This is a genomic window from Snuella sedimenti (assembly GCF_016428595.1).
Lineage (GTDB): Bacteria > Bacteroidota > Bacteroidia > Flavobacteriales > Flavobacteriaceae > Snuella > Snuella sedimenti.
The window spans coordinates 1-20073 of record NZ_JAELVQ010000017.1 but is presented as its reverse complement, the minus strand read 5'-3'; the positions used below and the strand labels follow the sequence as shown (position 1 = coordinate 20073).

The following is a 20073-nucleotide window of genomic DNA, read 5'->3' as shown; positions in this document are numbered from 1 at the left end:
TTGTTTTTGAGTTGTTTTACTTCATTGGCAATACTTGTTTTTTTAAATGATTAGTTAATTGTTATTAGGTTGTTTTTTATTGTGTAATCGATGGGGTGAAGTTCATTAATGTATTTAAACACTTGCTCGATAGTCTCGATATCAAAAGTGGCTGTTATAAAATCTTTACCTAAATCTTTATTGTTATTTTTAATCACCACATTATAATGTCTTTCAAGCTTTCTTACAATATCATCAAACGGTATGTGCCTAAAAATAATCTTACCGCTAATCCAAGCAGTATGCATTTCTACATCGGCCTTATCAATAGAAATACTATTGTATTTTTTATCCCAGGCTGCTTTGAACCCTGGTTTTAAGTATGTAGCCGTTTCTGGTTTATAGGGCACTTTCTTATTATGTACGCTTACAGCTCCTTCTACCAAAACAGTACTAATGGTTTCATCCTCTGGATAGGAGGATACATTAAACTGAGTCCCTAACACTCTTACATCAATTGCATTGGCATTAACCACAAATGGATGATTGGCATCTTTAGCTACATCAAAATAGGCTTCACCGTCTAAAAATACCTGTCTGTTTTCTCCTTTAATAAATTTTACAGGGTATTTAAGAGATGTCCCAGCATTAAGGTTTACGTTTGTTCCATCAGATAACATTATTTTAAAACGCTTACCGTAGGGAACGGTTAGTGTATTATACACCAAAGTATCTTTATCCGTCTCACTGGTGTAAACTAATTGGTTTCCTTTTTGGGATACAATAATGTTACCTTTGGCATCAACTATATTGGATGATGTGTTTAATTTTATAATCTCAATACTACCATCTTCTAATTGAAGCGTGATGTTTTCACTTGGAAAAACAGATTCAGACGGCTTATTAAAATACGCTTTTTGAAGCAAATATCCAATGCCGAGAAGAAAAACAACCACCGCAGCATATTTAAATATACCCCGCATTACACTTAATGATCTTAGTTTAGAACCAGTTGTCTTTGCTTTAGGCGCTAAAGGACGTTCGAGTTTTTCCACAACGCTTTTCCATGCGTTGTCAATATCGATATGTTCAATAAAACCAATACGCTGTGATTTCTTATACAATTGTAGATAATCAGCAAACAGTTGCTTATTCTCAGGTACTTCCTGCAACCATTTTTGTAAATCATTAAGTTGACTTTTACTTATGTTGTTTGCCGTGTAAGCTGCAATTAGCTTTAAAATATGATCGTTGACCTTGCTCATTATTTGACCTCTTGTATATTATATATATAGCTTAAGACCAAAAATGGGTGAAAAAAAATATATTTTTTTTAAACCAGAAGAACTAAAACAATAGCGTCTAACGAATTACGAAGTTGCTTTAAAGCTCTCGAATAGTGTGTTTTTACTGTGTTTACAGAAACACCTAAGTGCTCTGCTGCTTCTTTATATTTCATGTTTTGTAGAACAATCGCTTTAAAAACACCCTTGCTCTTTTCAGGAAGCGCCTCAATTTCTTTATATAGTTTCTTTTTCTCTTTTTCAACAGTAGCCATATCTGGCATTTCTTCTTCTATTAACAAATCTAACTGTTGGTCGATCACTTCAAAACGATATCTGGAACGCTTTTTTAAGGCTTGAAGGGTATTGTTCTTAACCGCTTTAAAAAGATAGGGACCAATAGCATTATTGAAACTCATAAATGTTTTTTCATCCCACAACTTAACAAATAGTTCTTGTACAATATCTTCTGCTAACGAAAACGAGCCACAAAATTTTAACGCATAAACACTTAAAGGCATATAATACAGATCAAATAGTTCCTTAAACGCTGAAGCATCTCCACTTTTAAGCTTTTCTAGTAACTTTAAATCTCTTGACCGCATAGAACAATTTAGAATTGCAGGAAATATTTGAAATAAAAGACTGTGCTAATATAAATTAATTTACAAAACTAAAACCAACTTCTTTCCCTAAGATAAAAAATTCTTGGGACATAATTTTACAAGACTATTAGCCAATACAACGCACTGACAACAAAAAAGCACCCATTTTAGAGGGTGCTTAAACTTAATTATGCTAAATACAAAACAAGCATTTCTAATAACTATATTATACTTGTCAATATTATTTAACGAGCCTTAACCAGTAAAATAGGACAAAATCCCTATGACTATAATGACCAATAACACAGACAATACTATATCAATTTTATTATAGCTGTCTTTGGACAGCCTCTTATCTTCGAGGGATAATGTTCCAAAGGACAAGCCTTTTATACGCTCATAATTTGGTGGATTGGTTGTTATGCTTACTAAAAGACACAGCCCTACTGAAAATACAAACATAAAGATTGCCATATGCGCAAAGTTGATCGTGGCAAAACCATACATGATCCCTGACGCTACCTGCTCTCCGGTTTCTCTAAAATGATTTATTTGTGGTTGATAATATATCTCTGATGCCAAACGTATTATAAGCAACCCAAGTCCAGTAAGTAATGTGGTTATTGCGGCCTGGGAATTGGTTCGTCGCCAGATAATCCCCAATAGGAATACGGCTGTTACTGGAGGCGCAATATAAGACTGTACATTTTGAAGGTACTGGTACATAACGCCACCGCCTATCTTTTCCATAATTGGAATCCACAATATCCCTAAAAACACGATTGCAGTTGTAGCTACTTTGCCAATATTCAACAACTCCTTCTCTGTCTTATTAGGCTTCAACTTTTTATATATATCGATGGTAAAAATGGTTGAACACGAATTAAACACGGATGCTAGCGAACTCATCAAAGCTGCCATTAATCCTCCAGCGACCAAGCCTTTTAGACCTATTGGCAACAAAGTCTTAACAAGCATGGGAAAAGCCCGGTCTGCCTTATCCAATCCAAAAACATCAGGATTTTGAATGCTCAAAGCAAAAGCAATAATACCCGGTATCAAAAAAATAAAAATGGGAAGCAATTTTAAATACGCTCCAAAAATAGCGCCTCTTCTACCAACCTTAATATTATTTGCAGCGAGTGTTCTCTGTACAATGTATTGATCGGTACACCAATACCAAATACCAACGATAGTCCCCCCAAATAACAGGCCTGTCCAAGGAAAATCGGGATCACTCATTGGACGCCACATATTAAAATGTTCGGGACTAACATTTGTAACAGTGCTTGAAAGTTGTCTCCATCCACCGACCTCTTGGAGTCCCAAATAAGTAATAATTACAGATCCCAAAATAAGAATTATGGTTTGTAGGGTTTCAGTATAGATCACAGCTTTCATTCCCCCTATAACGGTATAAACTCCTGTAAAAATGACAATCCCTATGGCTCCATACCAAAAAGGGATCCCCAATAATTCGGACACAACAATACCGCCTGCATAAATGGTAACGGATACTTTAGTTAACACGTAGCCTACTAAAGAAAAAAGGGACAAAAACCAACGGGATCGGCTATCGAACCTTTTTTCTAGAAATTCGGGCATGGTAAAGGCTCCACTTCGGATATAAAAAGGCAAAAATAACCACCCCAAAAGCAATACAATCCACGCATGCAGTTCGTAATGGGCCATGGGTGTTCCGGATTCGAACCCCGTTCCTGCCAAACCCACAACATGCTCCGACCCAATGTTGGAAGCAAATATGGAGGCTCCTATTACAAACCATCCCACATTACGACCAGCCAAAAAATAATCTTCAGTATTTTTGTTTTTTTGTAAAACAACCCACACTGCGACAGCAATAAGGGCTACAAAATAAATTCCTAAGACTACCCAGTCCCAACTTTCCAGTACAGTACCCATACCTTCTTTATATTATATGTATTGGCTAATTATATTTTCAAACAATTCTTGTTTGCCACTTTGCAGTGTTAATTCACCATTGTCTTGCGCTATCTCATATAAATCTTTTAAATTCAATTTTCCAGCTTCAAAATCCTTTCCTTTACCAGTGTCGAACGAACTATATCGTTTTTCCCTTAATGCTTCGTAAGGAGAGGAACTAATAATCTTATCGGCAATTAGCAAGGCGCGGGCAAATGTATCGGCACCACCGATATGTGCATAGAACACATCTTCCATATCGGTAGAATTCCTTCTTATTTTGGCATCGAAATTAATACCGCCTCCCTGAAGTCCGCCAGCCTTTAAGAATACGAGCATGGCCTCTGTAGTTTCCTGAATGTTGTTAGGAAACTGATCTGTATCCCAACCATTCTGGTAATCGCCTCTGTTAGCATCTAAACTTCCTAACATACCGGCATTGGCCGCAACTTGCATTTCATGCTGGAAGGTATGCTGTGCAAGCGTAGCATGGTTAACTTCTATATTCATCTTAAAATCCTTTTCTAACCCATACTTGTGCAAAAACCCTATTGCTGTAGCGGCATCGAAATCGTATTGGTGCTTCATGGGCTCCATTGGTTTAGGTTCTATAAAGAAATTCCCTTTAAACCCTTGTGCTCTGGCATAATCTCTCGCCATTGACAAAAATTGCCCAATATGGTCCAGTTCACGCCCCATATCGGTATTAAGCAAGGACATATAGCCTTCTCGTCCACCCCAAAACACATAGTTTTCACCATCTAATGCTATCGTAGCGTCCAAAGCCAGCTTTATCTGTCCGCCTGCTCTAGCTACCACATTAAAATCTGGATTGGTCGCAGCCCCATTCATATAACGCGGATTGGAAAAGCAATTAGCTGTTCCCCACAACAACTTAATACCTGAATTGGCTTTCTTTTGCTTGATATACTCGGTTATGGCGACCAATCTTTTTTCAGATTCAGCAAAGGTTGCTCCTTCCTGAACCAAATCGTAATCGTGAAAACAAAAATAATCGAAGCCCATTTTACTAATAAACTCAAAAGCAGCATCCGCTTTATCCTTTGCTGCCTGAATAGGATCTGAAGACTGGTCCCATGCAAAGTTTTGTGTTCCTGGGCCAAACGGATCACTTCCTTGTCCGCAGAAGGTATGCCAATAAGCTATTGCAAATTTAAAATGCTCGCGCATGGTTTTTCCCGCTACAACCTGATCGGGATTATAGTATTTAAAAGCTAAGGGGTTATCTGATTCTTTTCCCTCATATTTAATTGTCTCAATACCTTTAAAGTATTCTTTGTCTCCTAAAATTGCCATGATGTTATTATTTTTTTGATTCTATTACTAACTCTAATTCTTCTTTCCATCTTTTATAAGCCTCCAAATACAAGGTTTTATCGGCTGTTGGCTTAAATGTTGTAATAAGGTCGTTTTCAACAATCCATTTTCCAAAAGTTTCTGTACCTCCTTTGTATAAACCTGCTGCTCTTGCCGCACCAATAGCACCTGTTGTATTGTAAATCTCAATTTCCTGATCTATTAAAGTAGCGACTGTGTTTGCAAATAGTTCTGAACGGAACAAATTGTCATTTCCAGCTCGTATCACTTTAGCCTCAATACCGTCAGATTTTAATATCTCCATCCCATAGACAAAAGAAAATGCAATACCCTCTAAAGCAGCTCTGCAAATGTGTCCCCTGCCATGATTATTTAAATTGATATTTAACAGCCGTGTACCAACTTCCCTATTATTTAACATGCGTTCTGCTCCATTCCCAAAGGGAATCAAACAAACACCATCTGATCCTATTGGCACTTCTGCCGCCAAAGTATTCATCTCCTCGTATGAGCTTACATCTAAATTATTGAGTAACCAACGGTATTGAATACCTGCACCGTTAATGTTTAACAGTTTTCCAATTCGCGGTTCTGACTTTTTATAATTTACATGTGCAAAATTGTTAACCCGCGTATGTTCTTTACCCGAAAGTTTATCTGTAACCGCATATACCACACCCGAAGTACCTCCTGTAGCTGCTACTTCTCCGGGATTAAAGACATTTAATGACAATGCATTGTTAGGCTGGTCGCCAGCGCGATAAAAGATAGGAGTCCCTATAATTAAACCACTTTCTTCTGCTCCCTTTTTATCAACTACTGATTGTTCTCCGAAAGTATCCACTATATCTGGTACCAAAGACATTTCAATACCGTAATACTCTAAAAGAAATTTGGCAATAGCATCGTCCTTAAAATCCCAAAAGATCCCTTCAGATAATCCTGATATGGTTGTATTGATCTGATTAGAAAACTTATAAGCAATATAATCGCCAGGCAGCATAAACTTATAGGCCTGTTTGTAAATTTCAGGCTCATTGTCTTTTACCCATTTTAATTTGGAGGCAGTAAAATTGGCTGGTGAATTTAGCACATGACCGGCACAGGTATCTGCTCCCAAACCCTGAAAGGCTTTATTTCCAATTTCCACAGCACGGCTATCGCACCAAATAATGCTATTTCGTAGCGGGTTCCCTGCTTTATCAACTAAGACCAAACCGTGCATTTGATACGAAATCCCGATACCTTTAATTTGTTCTCCAGAAACGTGGTATTGTGCCTTTAACCTATTGATGGCTGCACAAACATGTTGCCACCAAACATCCGGATCTTGTTCGGCCCAACCATTTTTTAAGGCGAGTATACTCATTTCTGTTTCGGGCTCCTGAACAAGGCCTTTACGTTTTCCTGTAGTTGCTTCAACCAAAGCTGCTTTAATGGATGAACTTCCTATATCTAATCCTAAGTAATACATATTTATAACGATTCTCTAATTGCAATTTTAGTGGGTATATAACACTGTATAGATTCATTAGTGGTAACAAACTCTGCCGCTTTTATGCCCAAGGCTTCAAAATTGGTTGATACGACTGTAATTCCCTTATATATAAACTTTTTCATTGGTGTCTCATTATATGATAGGAAACCTACATCAACACCTGGCTCTAAGGCTTTATCTCGGCATTGCTCCAAAAACTTACCCAAAATGCGATCACTTACACTTATATAGGCTATACCCCTTTCTACCTTAAAGGCTTTAGAGTTATCAACGATGTTGTAATCGAATTGATGCTCTTCACAGAACTTCTCAAAAAAGATAAGAGTTTCCTTAGGGTGATACGTAAACTCGGGATATATGAAACTTAAGGACTTGTATTTTTTAAATCTGTTTTTAATATCTACCAATGTTTCGTAAAAGGCTTTGCCAAAATCTTGAAACACATAATTGTTGTCGGAATTAGAATGCACATTCCAATCAATTAATAACAACTTGTCTTTATCAATTTCTGAAAGCACACGAGGCACTTCCTTATGATCAAATCCCATGACCACATACTTATAATATTTACCTTTGGTATTCCTAAATATGGTTTTAAAATTATCGGGGTTATAGTGGTGAAATTGAAGATCGACAATAATATTATCTGGCAAATTATTGATAAAAGCCCCATACAATACTTCTTTATAGGCTTTAAAGGTGTCTAAAACTAAAAGCACCTTGATACTATTTCCTGAAATAAAATACCCTTTGTTAGGCGTAGATTTAACAATGCCATCCTTCTTTAACTGGGAATACGCCTTAAAAACAGTATCCCGTGCCATTCCATAATCTTTACTGAATGCATTAATGGATGGTAATAAATCGCCTATTTTTAAAACATTGTTCTCCAGCCCTTCTGTAACAGCATTTATTATTTGTTGATATTTAGGAATACCCAAATTATCATCCAGAACCAACTTGAGCTTGTTGTTACTCATCATCAATTTACTTTCTAAAATTGTTATTTTTTGTGTCTACATATAAAAGCAGCACAGAACAGCACAGGATACAATATTAGAAATAAATTTTATTTTCTCAAAACCTTGTTAATAAATTTTTCGTATTACTAAGAGACTGTTTAAATTCCACCTTTTGGTTTTGTTATGCCCCTTTTTTCACCACTTTTCGTTATGAAAATCCTCATTTAGCGCTGCTAAACTCCGGTTTTAAAGCCTTAGTTGGCAAAAAAATGACCTATAACAGATTTCAAAAACGAATTTTAAACAGTCTCAATAATGTTGGAAACAAAAAATAAGACTTATTTTTGTACTTAAATAACTATTATGCAATGTTACGAAGCCATATTAACCGTTACTAAAAATGATTTAGACGATCTTAATCATGTAAACAATGTGAGTTATGTGCAATGGGTTCAAAATATAGCCAAAAATCACTGGCTTCAAAAAGCTTCAAAATCAATACTAGACACCTATTTCTGGGTAATGGTATCCCATTTTATAGAGTATAAAGGTGAAGCCTTGTTAAATGATGTTATAAAACTAAAGACCTATATCACTAAATCAGAAGGGGTTAAAAGTACTCGAATTGTTGAAATTATTAATGAACGAACCAATGAATTATTGGCCAAATCAGAAACTACCTGGTGCTTAATTAAATCGGAAACAAAGAAGCCTACTAGAATTACACAAGACATAAAAAATCTCTTTTTAAAATAATTCCTTTAAATACTAAATTCTCTTTTTTTAAGTTATATTTTAGTTTTTTGTATTAAACTATTTTACACTAATACTACCTGTTAAACTTTATCTATTTATGAAACACCCGGCATATTTTGTACTTACATTAGTATTTTTGCTGTTATGGAGTTCCTGCCGGAAAGATTTTGAGTTTTCACCAAGTACCGGAACACTAGAATTCTCTAAGGACACAGTTTATTTAGACACTGTTTTTACAAATATTGGATCTAGCACCTATCAATTAAAAGTATATAACAGAAGTAACAAAGATATTGTTATTCCGTCGGTAAAGTTAGGTAGGGAAGAAAACTCAGAATACAGACTGAATATAGATGGTATCCATGGGAAAACCTTTGAAAATATTGAAATACTAGCCAAGGACAGTTTATATGTCTTTATTGAAACCACGGTAGACATAGCTAACAAGTCTACTACAGAAAATCAATTTTTATATACGGATGCGATTGAATTCGATTCGGGTACTAACCAACAAAAAGTGCCTCTGGTTACCCTTGTTAAAGATGCTGTTTTTATATATCCAAATAGGGATAATACAACCAAGATTATTGAAACCTTAACTCTTAATATTGATGGAGAAGCGGTTGAAACGCAATTACAAGGTCGTGAGTTACTCCCCGAAGAACTTAACTTTACCAACGAAAAACCCTATGTTATTTATGGGTTTGCTGCTGTTCCTAATGGAGAAACATTAACCATTGATGCCGGAGCCCGTATTCATTTTCATGCCGAATCCGGATTAATTGTTACCAATGGCGCATCATTAAAGGTAAATGGCTCTTATAGTACGAATCAAGAACTTTTGGAAAATGACGTTATTTTTGAAGGTGACCGCCTGGAACCAGCCTTTGCCGATACGCCCGGACAATGGGGAACTATTTGGCTTTTTGAGGGCAGTATAGATAACCAAATTAACTATGCTACCATTAAAAATGCCTCAGTTGGTATTTTATGTGATGGTGAGGTCAATGCCGTATCTAGCAAGCTAAGCATAACCAATTCACAAATCTATAATTCCAGTAATTTTGGTATACTTGGCAGAAACACCTCTATAACAGGCGAAAATGTCGTTATAAACAACTCTGGAAAATCATCGTTTGCAGGTGTTTTTGGTGGTAAATACAACTTCACCCATAGTACGATTGCTAATTATTGGTCTAATGGATTTAGACAGTTCCCTGCGCTCTTGTTAAACAATTACACCATCGATGACGAAGGTGTTACTCATGTAACCGATTTAGCGGAAGCAAACTTTAATAACTGCATTATTTATGGCAATGATAATCCAGAAATTCTATTGGACGAAATTGAAGACGATGCCGTAACATTTAACTTTAAGTTTACTAATTGTTTAATTCGCTTTCAAGACTCGAACAACAATTTTACCGGGCCTAACTACGATTTAAATGACTCCAATCGTTATGAAAATAACGTTTTTAATGCTACTCCCGACTTTAAAGATCCATCAACAAATCAATTGATCATTGGTTCAGAATCTAATGCCATAAATAAAGGGACTGCTTTATTTGCAACACAGGTTCCTACAGATATTTTAAATGTTAACAGAACCGCCGCTCCCGATTTAGGAGCCTACCAGCATATTATATTTGAAGAGGATAACCAATAAAAAAACCGTTGTGCATTTTGAACTAAAACAGTAATCATATGTCTGTTCTGTAAAGCTCAACTAATTGGAAAGCTAGTTTAAAAATCAAAACACCTGTTCTCGATACAAATTTCACTCAAATTGACAGGATTTTATCAGAATACAAACGGGTTAATAAAAAAATCCTGCATAAAGCAGGATTTTTTTATTCTTAAATTATATTGGTGCATTATGCAAATAACGGTTTTCCTTGCATCATGGCATTCACCTTTTCTCTTACAGCTCCTAAAGCTACTTCGTTATCATGATTTGTAATAACCTCATCTATCAATGTTACAATAGCATCCATGTCAGCTTCTTTTAATCCACGTGTCGTAACTGCAGCAACGCCTAAACGAATACCAGAGGTTACAAAAGGTGACTTATCATCGAAAGGTACCATGTTTTTGTTCACCGTGATATCTGCTTTTACCAAAGCTTCTTCGGCTTCTTTACCCGATATATCTTTATTACGTAAATCGATAAGCATACAATGGTTATCTGTACCTCCCGAAATAATATTATAGTCTTTAGCAACTAATGCTTTAGCCATAGCCGCAGCATTGTGCTTTACTTGCAATTGGTACTCTAAGAAATCATCACTTAGGGCCTCACCAAAAGCTATCGCTTTAGCAGCAATAATGTGCTCTAACGGTCCTCCTTGATTTCCTGGAAATACTGCTGAATCCAACAAAGAAGACATTTTACGTAGCTTGCCGCTTTTTAAGGTAATTCCAAATGGATTATCAAAATCCTCGCCCATCATAATCATCCCCCCTCTAGGTCCCCTTAAGGTCTTATGAGTGGTTGTGGTAACAATATGACAATGTGGTATCGGGTCGTTTAAAATGCCTTTAGCGATCAATCCGGCAGGATGTGAGATATCGGCCATTAAAATAGCTCCAACGCTATCTGCTATCTCTCTAAAACGCTTAAAATCAATATCGCGAGAATATGCTGAAGCGCCAGCTATAATTAATTTGGGTTGTTCTTTGGTAGCAATTTCCTGAATCTTATCGTAATTTAAAACACCTGTCTCCTGCTCTACCCCATAAAATACAGGATTGTATAGTTTACCTGAAAAGTTAACTGGCGAACCATGTGTTAAATGACCTCCATGAGACAGATCAAAACCTAGAATTTTATCCCCTGGCTTTAAACAAGCATGGTAAACTGCTGTATTAGCCTGACTACCAGAATGTGGTTGTACATTTACATAAGCAGCACCGAACAAAGCCTTTGCTCTATCTATAGCTATTTGTTCTACTTCATCAACTACTTCACAACCTCCGTAATAACGCTTTCCGGGATATCCCTCAGCATATTTGTTTGTTAAAACAGAGCCCGCAGCTTCCATCACTTGGTCGCTCACAAAGTTCTCTGATGCAATAAGTTCAATACCATGTAACTGGCGTTCTTTCTCAGCTTGAATAAGTTCAAAAATTTGTTCGTCGCGTTGCATAAATATAAATTCTGGTTAAATATTCGGCAAAAATAACAAATAGATTAGTTAAATACACCAAAAAACATATATTTGAAAAAGAAATTAATAAACTTTGAAATAAACCATATAGGCTATGCCAATATCAGCTAATAATCCAGATAGAAAATCCTGGTTGCACGTAGACAAAAATTCAGATTTTCCAATTCAGAATATCCCCTTTGGTGTATTCTTAACACGCGATGATATTATCACCATTGGCACACGCATTGGAGATACAGCCATTGACCTTGGTGCTTTACACCAACTGGGGTATTTTGATGGTATCCCACTAACAGATGATATCTTTCTTCAAGACACTCTGAACGATTTCATTGCTGATGGCAGGAAAACATGGCGGGCTGTTAGAAACAGAATTGCAGAAATTTTTGATATTGAAAATACCACACTTAAAAATAACAAACAGCATAAAGAGACTGTCTTATTTCGATTGGATGAAATTGAAATGCAACTTCCTGTACAGATTGGTGATTATACTGATTTTTACTCTAGCATCGAGCATGCGACCAATGTAGGGACTATGTTTAGAGACCCAGACAATGCGCTTATGCCTAATTGGTTACATATTCCAGTAGGGTACCACGGAAGAAGTTCATCCATAATCCCTTCGGGCATTCCTGTTCATAGACCACAGGGACAAACCCTACCTGCCAATGCAACCGAACCTGTTTTTGGTCCTAGTAAATTGGTTGATTTTGAATTGGAAATGGCTTTTATAACTACTGACGCCAACGACTTAGGTGAGCCTATCCCTATAGATGAAGCTGAAGAATATATTTTCGGTCTGGTTTTGTTTAATGACTGGAGTGCTCGCGATATTCAAAAATGGGAATACGTCCCCCTTGGCCCTTTCCTTTCTAAAAACTTTGCTTCATCCATATCTCCTTGGATCGTTACACTGGACGCTTTAGAACCTTATCGTGTTGAAAGCCCTAAAGCCATTAAACCACAATTGCCTTATTTGCAATACAAAGGAAAAAAGAGTTTCGATATTCATTTAGAAGTTGCTATTCAGCCCAACGGTTCCAAAGAAACGGTAGTGAGCAGATCTAATTTTAAATACATGTACTGGAATATGTCACAACAGTTAGCACATCATACGGTTAATGGTTGTCCAGTAAATTCAGGTGATCTTATGGGTAGTGGTACCATTTCGGGGCCAACACCTGACTCTTATGGTTCTATGCTTGAATTAACGTGGCGTGGCGAAAAACCACTTAAAATGAACGATGGAACAGAGCGTAAGTTTATTAATGACAATGATACCGTAATACTTCGAGGTCATTGTGAAAAAGATGGTACGCGTATTGGTTTTGGAGAAGTATCGACCAAACTACTGCCTCCTTACAAGAAAAAATAAATGCTCCTAAAGCCAATCCTGATTTATATGATCGCTTGATGAGCAAGGTGTAAATTGCTATTGAAGATAAAACAATAGCAAGCGTTACATTCATTTGGGTGTAGGGTGAACGTGATACTAGAGAACAATTGTGGGAATAAAGAATTTCTTGAAAAAAACTCCATCCGTTCTGATCGGAAGGGTATCCTCGAGGAATTCTTATTGATTAACAACAATTAAAAGCATATGCCATAGTGTTATTTTTTTTAATATATCTAAACCAAATACCATACTACCTGTGATAAGCAAAAAATAACGCACCACTAGGTTTCTTAAGTACTCTACAAAAAATATTTCATATATTACGTCCCGTTTCATAGTCGGCTAAAATGCAGTTTTGGCACTACTTTTGAAATAATTGAAAAATAACCCAAATTTTAATCTATGCATAAACTATTACTCTCATTACTATTAACAGTTACGATACTAGCTTGTAGTACCAGTAAACAAATTGAAAAAGCGGTAAGTATAGGCAACTACGACCTTGCCATTAACGAGGCCATTGGTAAATTAAGAACCAACAAAAATAAAAAAGGGAAAGCCGAATTTATCATCCTGCTTCAAGATGCCTATGGTAAGGCTAATGAACGTGATTTAACTAGAATTAACTTTTTAAAACAGGATAACAATCCTGAAAACTATGTTCGCATCTACGATTTATACCACAAACTAAACGATCGTCAAGAGCGCATCAAACCTCTATTACCTTTGTACTTAAATGGAAAGGCAGTAAAAATGAACACGGTTAATTACGCCAATGAAATTATTGCCTTTAAAAATAAAAGTTCGCAACACTTATACAATAATGCTTTGACTCTTTTAAAAAGCAATAATAAAATGGACGCGCGCTATGCCTTTGAAGACCTACAGGAAATAGAGCACATAAACCCTAATTTTAAAGATGTACGACAACTAATAGAAGTAGCCCATAATAAAGGCACCGATTTTGTTTTGGTAGATATGATAAATGACACCGAAAAAATAATCCCTGAACGCCTTGAAAATGATTTACTTAATTTTAGCACTTATGGCTTAAACAACTTATGGACTGTATACCATAGTAACGCAGACAAGCAAATAACTTACGATTACAGCATGCGTGTTAACCTTAGGGAAATAAATATCTCTCCAGAACAGGTAAAAGAGAGACAAATTATTAAAGAAAAACAGGTGGTTGACGGTTGGCAATATCTTTTGGACGATAAAGGTAATGCCGTAAAAGACAGTTTAGGCAATAAAATAAAAGTTGACAAAATGAAAACTGTACGCTGCGAATATTATGAGTTTAAACAATTTAAAGCGGCTCAAGTAACTGGCAATATTGAATACAATGACTTAAAGACCAAGCAACTTATCGATGCTTTTCCTCTTACCAGCGAATATGTTTTTGAACATATTTACGCGACCTCCAGAGGCGACCAAAGGGCATTAGAGACACAACTATTACCATTTTTAAAGAAAAGACGTGTTCCTTTCCCTACAGCCGAACAAATGGTTTACGATACTGGTGAAAATCTTAAACAACAATTAAAAAACATACTAAACTCCTATTCCTTTAAAAGGTAGACAAAAAGACTCTCAAGGGAGTCTTTTTGCTTTTATGTTAATCAATAATTGTTCTAAAAGTAAGGTTTATTCTTGCATTTAAAACTACTTTCGTAGGTGGTAACCGATGCAGCCAATACTTCTGCGTAGTTCCTTTCATAACCAATAAACTTCCGGACACCAAAGCTATTTTAATTTTCTCTTTTGTCTCTTTATGCTTAAAAGCAAAAAAACGTTCTGCTCCCAAACTCAATGATGCAATTGCTCCGTTCTTTTTTAAATCTTTTTCATCATCACTATGCCAAGCCATCCCCTCTTTTCCATCATGGTACAGATTAAGCAAACAGGAGTTAAACGTCTCCCCTGTCATATCTTCTATCATTGCCTTTAACTCTAGTAACTCTTTGGTCCAAGGCAATGCCAATTTGGTAGTTTTTGAATAGGTATATTCGAAAGGTTTGTCTCCATACCAAGCAACTTTTCTTTTTGTTATGATTTTTTTGCCAAATATAACAGCCGCATCGTGTTTCCATTCAACTGTTTTTAACAACGCATCAAAATAATAATCAGCTTGTTTTATACTTAACAACTTGCCATAATAATTAACAACACCATCTTTAGGCAGCAAGTTTCTTGTTGGGTCAATCCCTAATTCAAATAATTCCATCTTTAATCACAAGAGCAATATTTATCACTATTTGCCTTTTCAAAACATTCTCTCCCTTCTTTAAAAGCAAAGTATGACAGTCCCAAAGTTCCTATACTGTCAATGTACGGAATGCTAAACAATTCATAAATACCACTGCTAACAAGTAAGATTATAGACATATAAACGCATACCAACGTACAATTGGCATCTGCTAATATAGGATCGGAATGTAACCTGCTCCCAACGCTTCGTTTCCAAACAACCAATCCCCACATAACTAAAATAGACACTATTGAAATTATAACACCCCAAAAGGTTGTAATTGGTTTATGTCCAGTCCAAATATTGTAAATACTGGTAACTACAAGTCCAAAAACCAATATATAAAAAGCAAATCCTGTAATCTTTAGGGCAAGACGCTCAAAATCATCCCGCTTACTGTTTGGGTTTCTTTGAATTCGCAAAACCATATGTGCTATTCCAAGCCCCGAAATAACTTCAATAAAACTATCTGATCCAAAACCAAATAACGCCAAACTTTCATCTTCAAACCCTAAATAAGTCGAAATACCTCCTTCAACTATATTATAAATAATTGTAAACAAAGCCAGTCCAAAAGCAACCTTATAAAGTTTTTTAGCATCCATCATTAAAATTTGTTTTTAATTTTTCTTTCAAAAGGCCAGCAAAAAAAGCAATAGCCTTTGGCTATATAAAATTAACAATTATTTTCACCTCAGGATCATAGCCATAACGCATTTCTTATTGAACGCGTTTAACATCTAAAATTTCTGTCAAGGTAACCACCTAAAGACCATAACTTAATAAGTGTTAAAAAAACTAAAAACGATGCGGCACGTCGGTTTTTAAAGTATTTAATCCTATATTTGTTCGATTACAACCAAAACAAACCGTCTATTTACCCTATGCAAAGATTCAGGATCTTAGTAAAACCTACGCTTTTAATTCTTGCGACATTTATTCTTACCCTAAGTGTAATTGAATATGCATCGGTTCCCAAGGCTAAAGTTGAAACACCTACAACGACATCAAAAACACCATTAGTTGATCTACATAAGTTACAACTATACAGGTCCCAACAACAGGAATTAAAAACTGCTATTCGTGCGTATTTCGATAAAGCTATAGCCAAAGGTGAAATTGTAGGTGCAGGCGTAAGTATTGTAAAAAGTGACTCCATTATAATATCCGATGGTTTTGGGAAAAGGAATATTAACCTTAATGAAAAAGTTAACAAGGAAACCATATTTAGACTAGGATCCTTATCTAAAGGGTTTGCAGGGATATTAGCAGCTAGCTTTAAAAATGAGGGCATTTTGGATTGGAACGATAAAGTATGTGATTACATACCAGAATTCCAATTGGGTGACAAAACCAATACAGATAAAGTTACATTGGCCAATATTTTATCTCATACATCTGGCACTCCTTACCATAGCTATACAAACCTCGTTGAAGCGGGTTTACCTTTGAATGACATTGCGAAACGCTTTAAAAATATATCCCCTATTAGCAAACCTGGTTTAATGTATAGTTATCAAAATGCTGTATTTGCCCTTTGTGGTGAGGTGATGCATAAAGTAACAGGAAAAGAAATCTCAACGTCATTGGAGGATCGTTTTTTTAAACCCCTGGGAATGGAGACCATATGCATGGATCACGAAACCTTGTCCCATGCAAAGAATATCGCAATGCCACATATAAAGACAAGAAAGCACTGGAAGCCTATAAAACTCACCAATAAATACTACAATGCCATTGCCGCAGGAGGTATTAATGCAAGTGCTCTAGACATGGCAAAATGGATGCGGTTTTTGTTAGGGCACAATCCGGAAATCATGGATAAATCGGCTTTAAAGGAAGCCTTTACACCATTTGTAGAAATTAAAGGCAGAAGTAAATATTACCAACGCTGGCCAGGACATTTAAAATCTTTTTATGGTTTTGGGTGGCGCATTCATACGTTTGTAGAAAAGGATACAAATGAAGAAAAAACCATTTTGCACCATGGAGGAAGTGTTAATGATTTTAGAAATGAAATAGCCCTGTACCCAGAGTCCGACTTAGGGATATGTGTACTTTTAAATAGTCATTCTAGAATAGCAAGTAAAGTTATCCCTGACTTACATGACATTGTAAAAACGGTTTTGAAGCTAAACACCCCCATTAACTCTTCACAAAAACTTACTAGTGTTAGCGACTCTTTATTAAATAAAAAAATTGGTAGTATACAATAAAGGTGTTATTTGAGACACTATCCCGTAAAGTGTGTAAGTTATAAATCGAGGGTTTGTCCTTTTTAAATGTATTGCCTGTTTCAAAATTTAGTAAAGAATTCAATACATAATGTATCAGTCAGTCTTCTTCTTTTTAAATAGTTTTCCAAAAAATCCGCTATTGGTATTCTTCTGTTCTTTTGGCTGAATAGCTTTCTTTTTATTGAGTCTTTCTAAAGAATCCCTCTGCTTTTCCTGTTTTCTATTTAATTTCTTTTTAATTCTTTTAATAGAATCATTTTGCTTTATAATATACCTATTCTTCTTTTTACGAACCCGTTCTAAGGAATCCTTTTTCCTTTCAAGGTTTCTATCTATTCTTATTTGAACCTTTTCCAGTGAATCTTTTTTTCTAAGTTTTCTTTCGAAGAACCCCATTGGCCTTTCTTCAAACATTTCATTTTTCACATAATATACGGTATCTTTAGTATTATAATTAACCCACCTACCTTCTTTTAAATTATTCCAATAACTTCCTTTTTGGGATATGGAACCATCGTAATTAAAAGCAATCGCTTCGCCATGCTTAAAGCCATTACGCCATGCTTCCTGCAATCTCAATTGTCCATTTTCGTACCAATGCTTCCAGTTGCCTGTTTTTAATCCGTAATGGAATACACCTTTTTCGGCCAATTGATTGGATCTGTAATACTTAACATAATTATCATGTAATACATCTCCACCTGCGCTCGATACTGACTGGTGTATTTCTCCAGACCGATACCAAAAATAGATCTTATCGGGATAAAATAATTTTGGGCTCTTGTGTGTTACATAACACTCAACATCAAAATCTGCATCTCTTATTACTTTTCTTTGTAAATCGGAAGAAAAAGCAAAACATAAGATACAGGTTGATAAAAAAATACTGCTTCTAAATAGTACTTTACTCATTATGGTTATTCTTTTTCAAAAAGTCTACATCCCTTTAATTAAACAATTAACAAACCCATTACAGTCTTTTTTCTGATACGTTTCACTACAAACTCCCCTTTTCAAAAATAAGGGCATAGTTTCAAAATTGAACAAGGTTTTACCTTATTAATACTAAGGGCTTTGCATAGAATTGCTAATCATTGGTCGTTACATAGAAGTAATCCGCTTTTTTTCAAGTTTCTTCAAATAAACCTTTTGTAATTTGCTCCAAAAACTGGAGGTTATTTTACTACTGTATATTAAATCATTCTGTCTGTCCCATATTGAAAACTTCTTAACATTGTACAGAGGCGCACGTGCGGTAGACATTGTTGTAGAAAAGTTTCCGCTGGTAACGGTTTGGTTTTTAAAAACAACTCCTCCTGGACTAATATATTTATAATCAAAAACGTAACGATATATATTTGTATCCAAGTATTTGTCATTTTCCTCAAATTCACCTGCTGTTATAAATTCATAGCTTCCGTGATAGTGCTTTTTAACATTTCTCTTCAAATACTTATTATAGCTCCTATGATGGGTAATAAAAATTATAGTAGTATTGTCTCCTCTAAAATCAATAGGAATAGCTCCGTGTTCTTCCGTTAAGTATTGGTTACCTTTCATTCTAACTACCGCGCCACAAGAGTTCGCCAGCACCGCTAAAATTACCACATATATCGAATAGGGTTTGATCTTACTAAGCATCGTCGTGTTTTTAAAGATTAATATAGCTACTAAAAGTATTCAAAACAAAATAGAGTCTATCATCGTGTAAATAACACTAAAACATTAACCGTTGAGGTAATTGTTGCCCCAGACTGGGTAAAACTTTGTTCTTTTGTAGCACTAAGACGCATGGTTGTAGCATTTAATTCTTCAATAACATAATCTATAGATGAGTCACCAGGATCAACAAGATCTAAATCGGAAGGAGAAGAAAAGGACAACATCTCACCAACAAGGGTTAATATGTTGCCTTTAAGCGACCAGGTACCTTCTGACTGGTATTCACTTATTGAAATCACCTGCGAGCTTTCCTGACCAGCTACAGAATATGTTAGTGCAATATCATAAGTTCCTTGAGAATTAACAGCATTAGGGTTATCTCCAAAAAATACAGTTGCATCAATGTTCTGACCTTCTCCAGAAAAGTCTGTTGTAATACTGGTGCCTGAAAAACTGCTAACCGTTTCACCGTCGTAAGTTAAAGCTGCCAAGTTCCACGTTCCCAAAAGGTCTTGTGCATTGTTATTGTTATCATCATCGCTGCTACAACTACCTAAGGTTAACACACTCACACATGCCATAACCAGTATAAACAAGTTTAATCTCTTTTTAGTCATGATCTTAAATTTAATTAAATTTATAATTTTTATAAAATGACTACTAAGTAATTCAAAATTTATGAGTTTGACATAGGGTTTTACCTTATAAATTCTAGGGAAAATCCTTTATTGTATAAAGGAGAGCCAGAACTAAATACCCAAAACAGTTTGCTTGACGCTTTGTTTGTAAAAAAGCATTTTAGACCTATCATCTCACCCTTCAACCTATTATTAATGCCCAGTGGTGCAAACCTTTGCATCGTTAATTCATTTATCGACTTAGGCGTTTTGTAAATATTAATAATATGAGTAAATTCAAGGGATAAATACATAAACTTATGGAGCAAAGATTCAAAAGCCTATCCTTATTCGAATTTCAAGAGCGTTTTT

General features: G+C 35.6%; 17 protein-coding genes. 5 read left to right on the top strand and 12 right to left on the bottom strand.

All coding sequences use genetic code 11. The features are described 5' to 3' along the window. Positions 1-50: 50 nt before the first annotated feature. The 6 genes from JF259_RS12550 to JF259_RS12525 all read right to left on the bottom strand — a co-directional run bounded on the left by JF259_RS12550 (position 51) and on the right by JF259_RS12525 (position 7630). Entirely contained in the window at positions 51-1244 is a 1194-nt protein-coding gene (locus tag JF259_RS12550) for a FecR family protein (protein ID WP_199115682.1), read from the bottom strand. Positions 1245-1312: 68 nt separating this feature from the next. Then, complete coding sequence (locus JF259_RS12545) at positions 1313-1867, bottom strand: RNA polymerase sigma factor (protein WP_199115681.1); 555 nt, start codon at positions 1865-1867, stop codon at positions 1313-1315. Between the two features lie 255 nt (positions 1868-2122). Beyond that, complete coding sequence (locus JF259_RS12540; RefSeq protein WP_199115680.1) at positions 2123-3790, bottom strand: sodium:solute symporter; 1668 nt, start codon at positions 3788-3790, stop codon at positions 2123-2125. Positions 3791-3802: 12 nt separating this feature from the next. Next, entirely contained in the window at positions 3803-5128 is a 1326-nt protein-coding gene (xylA, locus tag JF259_RS12535) for a xylose isomerase (RefSeq protein ID WP_199115679.1), read from the bottom strand. Between the two features lie 7 nt (positions 5129-5135). Further along, the gene (locus JF259_RS12530) at positions 5136-6623 is read right to left on the bottom strand and encodes a xylulokinase (protein ID WP_199115678.1); all 1488 of its coding nucleotides are present in this window, start codon (positions 6621-6623) and stop codon (positions 5136-5138) included. A gap of 2 nt (positions 6624-6625) precedes the next feature. After that, positions 6626-7630, bottom strand: coding sequence for a GntR family transcriptional regulator (locus tag JF259_RS12525; RefSeq protein ID WP_199115677.1), 1005 nt, complete (start codon positions 7628-7630; stop codon positions 6626-6628). Positions 7631-7972: 342 nt separating this feature from the next. Here JF259_RS12525 and JF259_RS12520 point away from each other — a divergent pair, with 342 nt between their 5' ends. Both JF259_RS12520 and JF259_RS12515 read left to right on the top strand, forming a co-directional pair. Next, positions 7973-8365 carry an acyl-CoA thioesterase gene (locus JF259_RS12520; RefSeq protein WP_199115676.1) on the top strand — a complete coding sequence of 131 codons (393 nt, stop codon included), beginning with the start codon at positions 7973-7975 and terminating at the stop codon, positions 8363-8365. Positions 8366-8462: 97 nt separating this feature from the next. Beyond that, positions 8463-10031 (top strand): right-handed parallel beta-helix repeat-containing protein, encoded by a 1569-nt coding sequence (locus JF259_RS12515; RefSeq protein WP_199115675.1) that lies wholly within the window; start codon positions 8463-8465, stop codon positions 10029-10031. Between the two features lie 208 nt (positions 10032-10239). Here JF259_RS12515 and glyA read toward each other — a convergent pair whose 3' ends face one another. Beyond that, positions 10240-11511, bottom strand: coding sequence for a serine hydroxymethyltransferase (gene glyA, locus JF259_RS12510; protein ID WP_199115674.1), 1272 nt, complete (start codon positions 11509-11511; stop codon positions 10240-10242). Positions 11512-11626: 115 nt separating this feature from the next. On the opposite strand from glyA, the gene fahA reads away from it, so the two are divergent. Both fahA and JF259_RS12500 read left to right on the top strand, forming a co-directional pair. Further along, positions 11627-12910 carry a fumarylacetoacetase gene (gene fahA / locus JF259_RS12505; protein WP_199115673.1) on the top strand — a complete coding sequence of 428 codons (1284 nt, stop codon included), beginning with the start codon at positions 11627-11629 and terminating at the stop codon, positions 12908-12910. 423 nt (positions 12911-13333) lie between these two features. Beyond that, positions 13334-14515: a hypothetical protein gene (locus JF259_RS12500; protein ID WP_199115672.1), complete on the top strand. Its 1182-nt coding sequence runs from the start codon at positions 13334-13336 to the stop codon at positions 14513-14515. A 37-nt stretch (positions 14516-14552) separates the two neighbouring features. Here the strand turns inward: JF259_RS12500 and JF259_RS12495 are convergent, their stop codons facing one another. After that, complete coding sequence (locus JF259_RS12495) at positions 14553-15161, bottom strand: alpha-ketoglutarate-dependent dioxygenase AlkB family protein (RefSeq protein WP_199115671.1); 609 nt, start codon at positions 15159-15161, stop codon at positions 14553-14555. Between the two features lie 2 nt (positions 15162-15163). Beyond that, on the bottom strand, positions 15164-15793 hold the full coding sequence (locus JF259_RS12490; RefSeq protein WP_199115670.1) for a cation transporter: 630 nt from the start codon (positions 15791-15793) through the stop codon (positions 15164-15166). Positions 15794-16069: 276 nt separating this feature from the next. On the opposite strand from JF259_RS12490, the gene JF259_RS12485 reads away from it, so the two are divergent. Continuing rightward, positions 16070-17401, top strand: coding sequence for a serine hydrolase domain-containing protein (locus JF259_RS12485; protein ID WP_199115669.1), 1332 nt, complete (start codon positions 16070-16072; stop codon positions 17399-17401). A 114-nt stretch (positions 17402-17515) separates the two neighbouring features. On the opposite strand, the gene JF259_RS12480 is transcribed toward JF259_RS12485, so the two are convergent. The 3 genes from JF259_RS12480 to JF259_RS12470 form a co-directional block, all read right to left on the bottom strand. After that, complete coding sequence (locus JF259_RS12480) at positions 17516-18334, bottom strand: toxin-antitoxin system YwqK family antitoxin (RefSeq protein ID WP_199115668.1); 819 nt, start codon at positions 18332-18334, stop codon at positions 17516-17518. A gap of 189 nt (positions 18335-18523) precedes the next feature. Continuing rightward, positions 18524-19063, bottom strand: a complete 540-nt coding sequence (locus JF259_RS12475) for a hypothetical protein (protein ID WP_199115667.1) — start codon at positions 19061-19063, stop codon at positions 18524-18526. Between the two features lie 59 nt (positions 19064-19122). Then, positions 19123-19701, bottom strand: coding sequence for a lipocalin family protein (locus tag JF259_RS12470; RefSeq protein ID WP_199115666.1), 579 nt, complete (start codon positions 19699-19701; stop codon positions 19123-19125). Between the last annotated feature and the right edge of the window lie 372 nt (positions 19702-20073).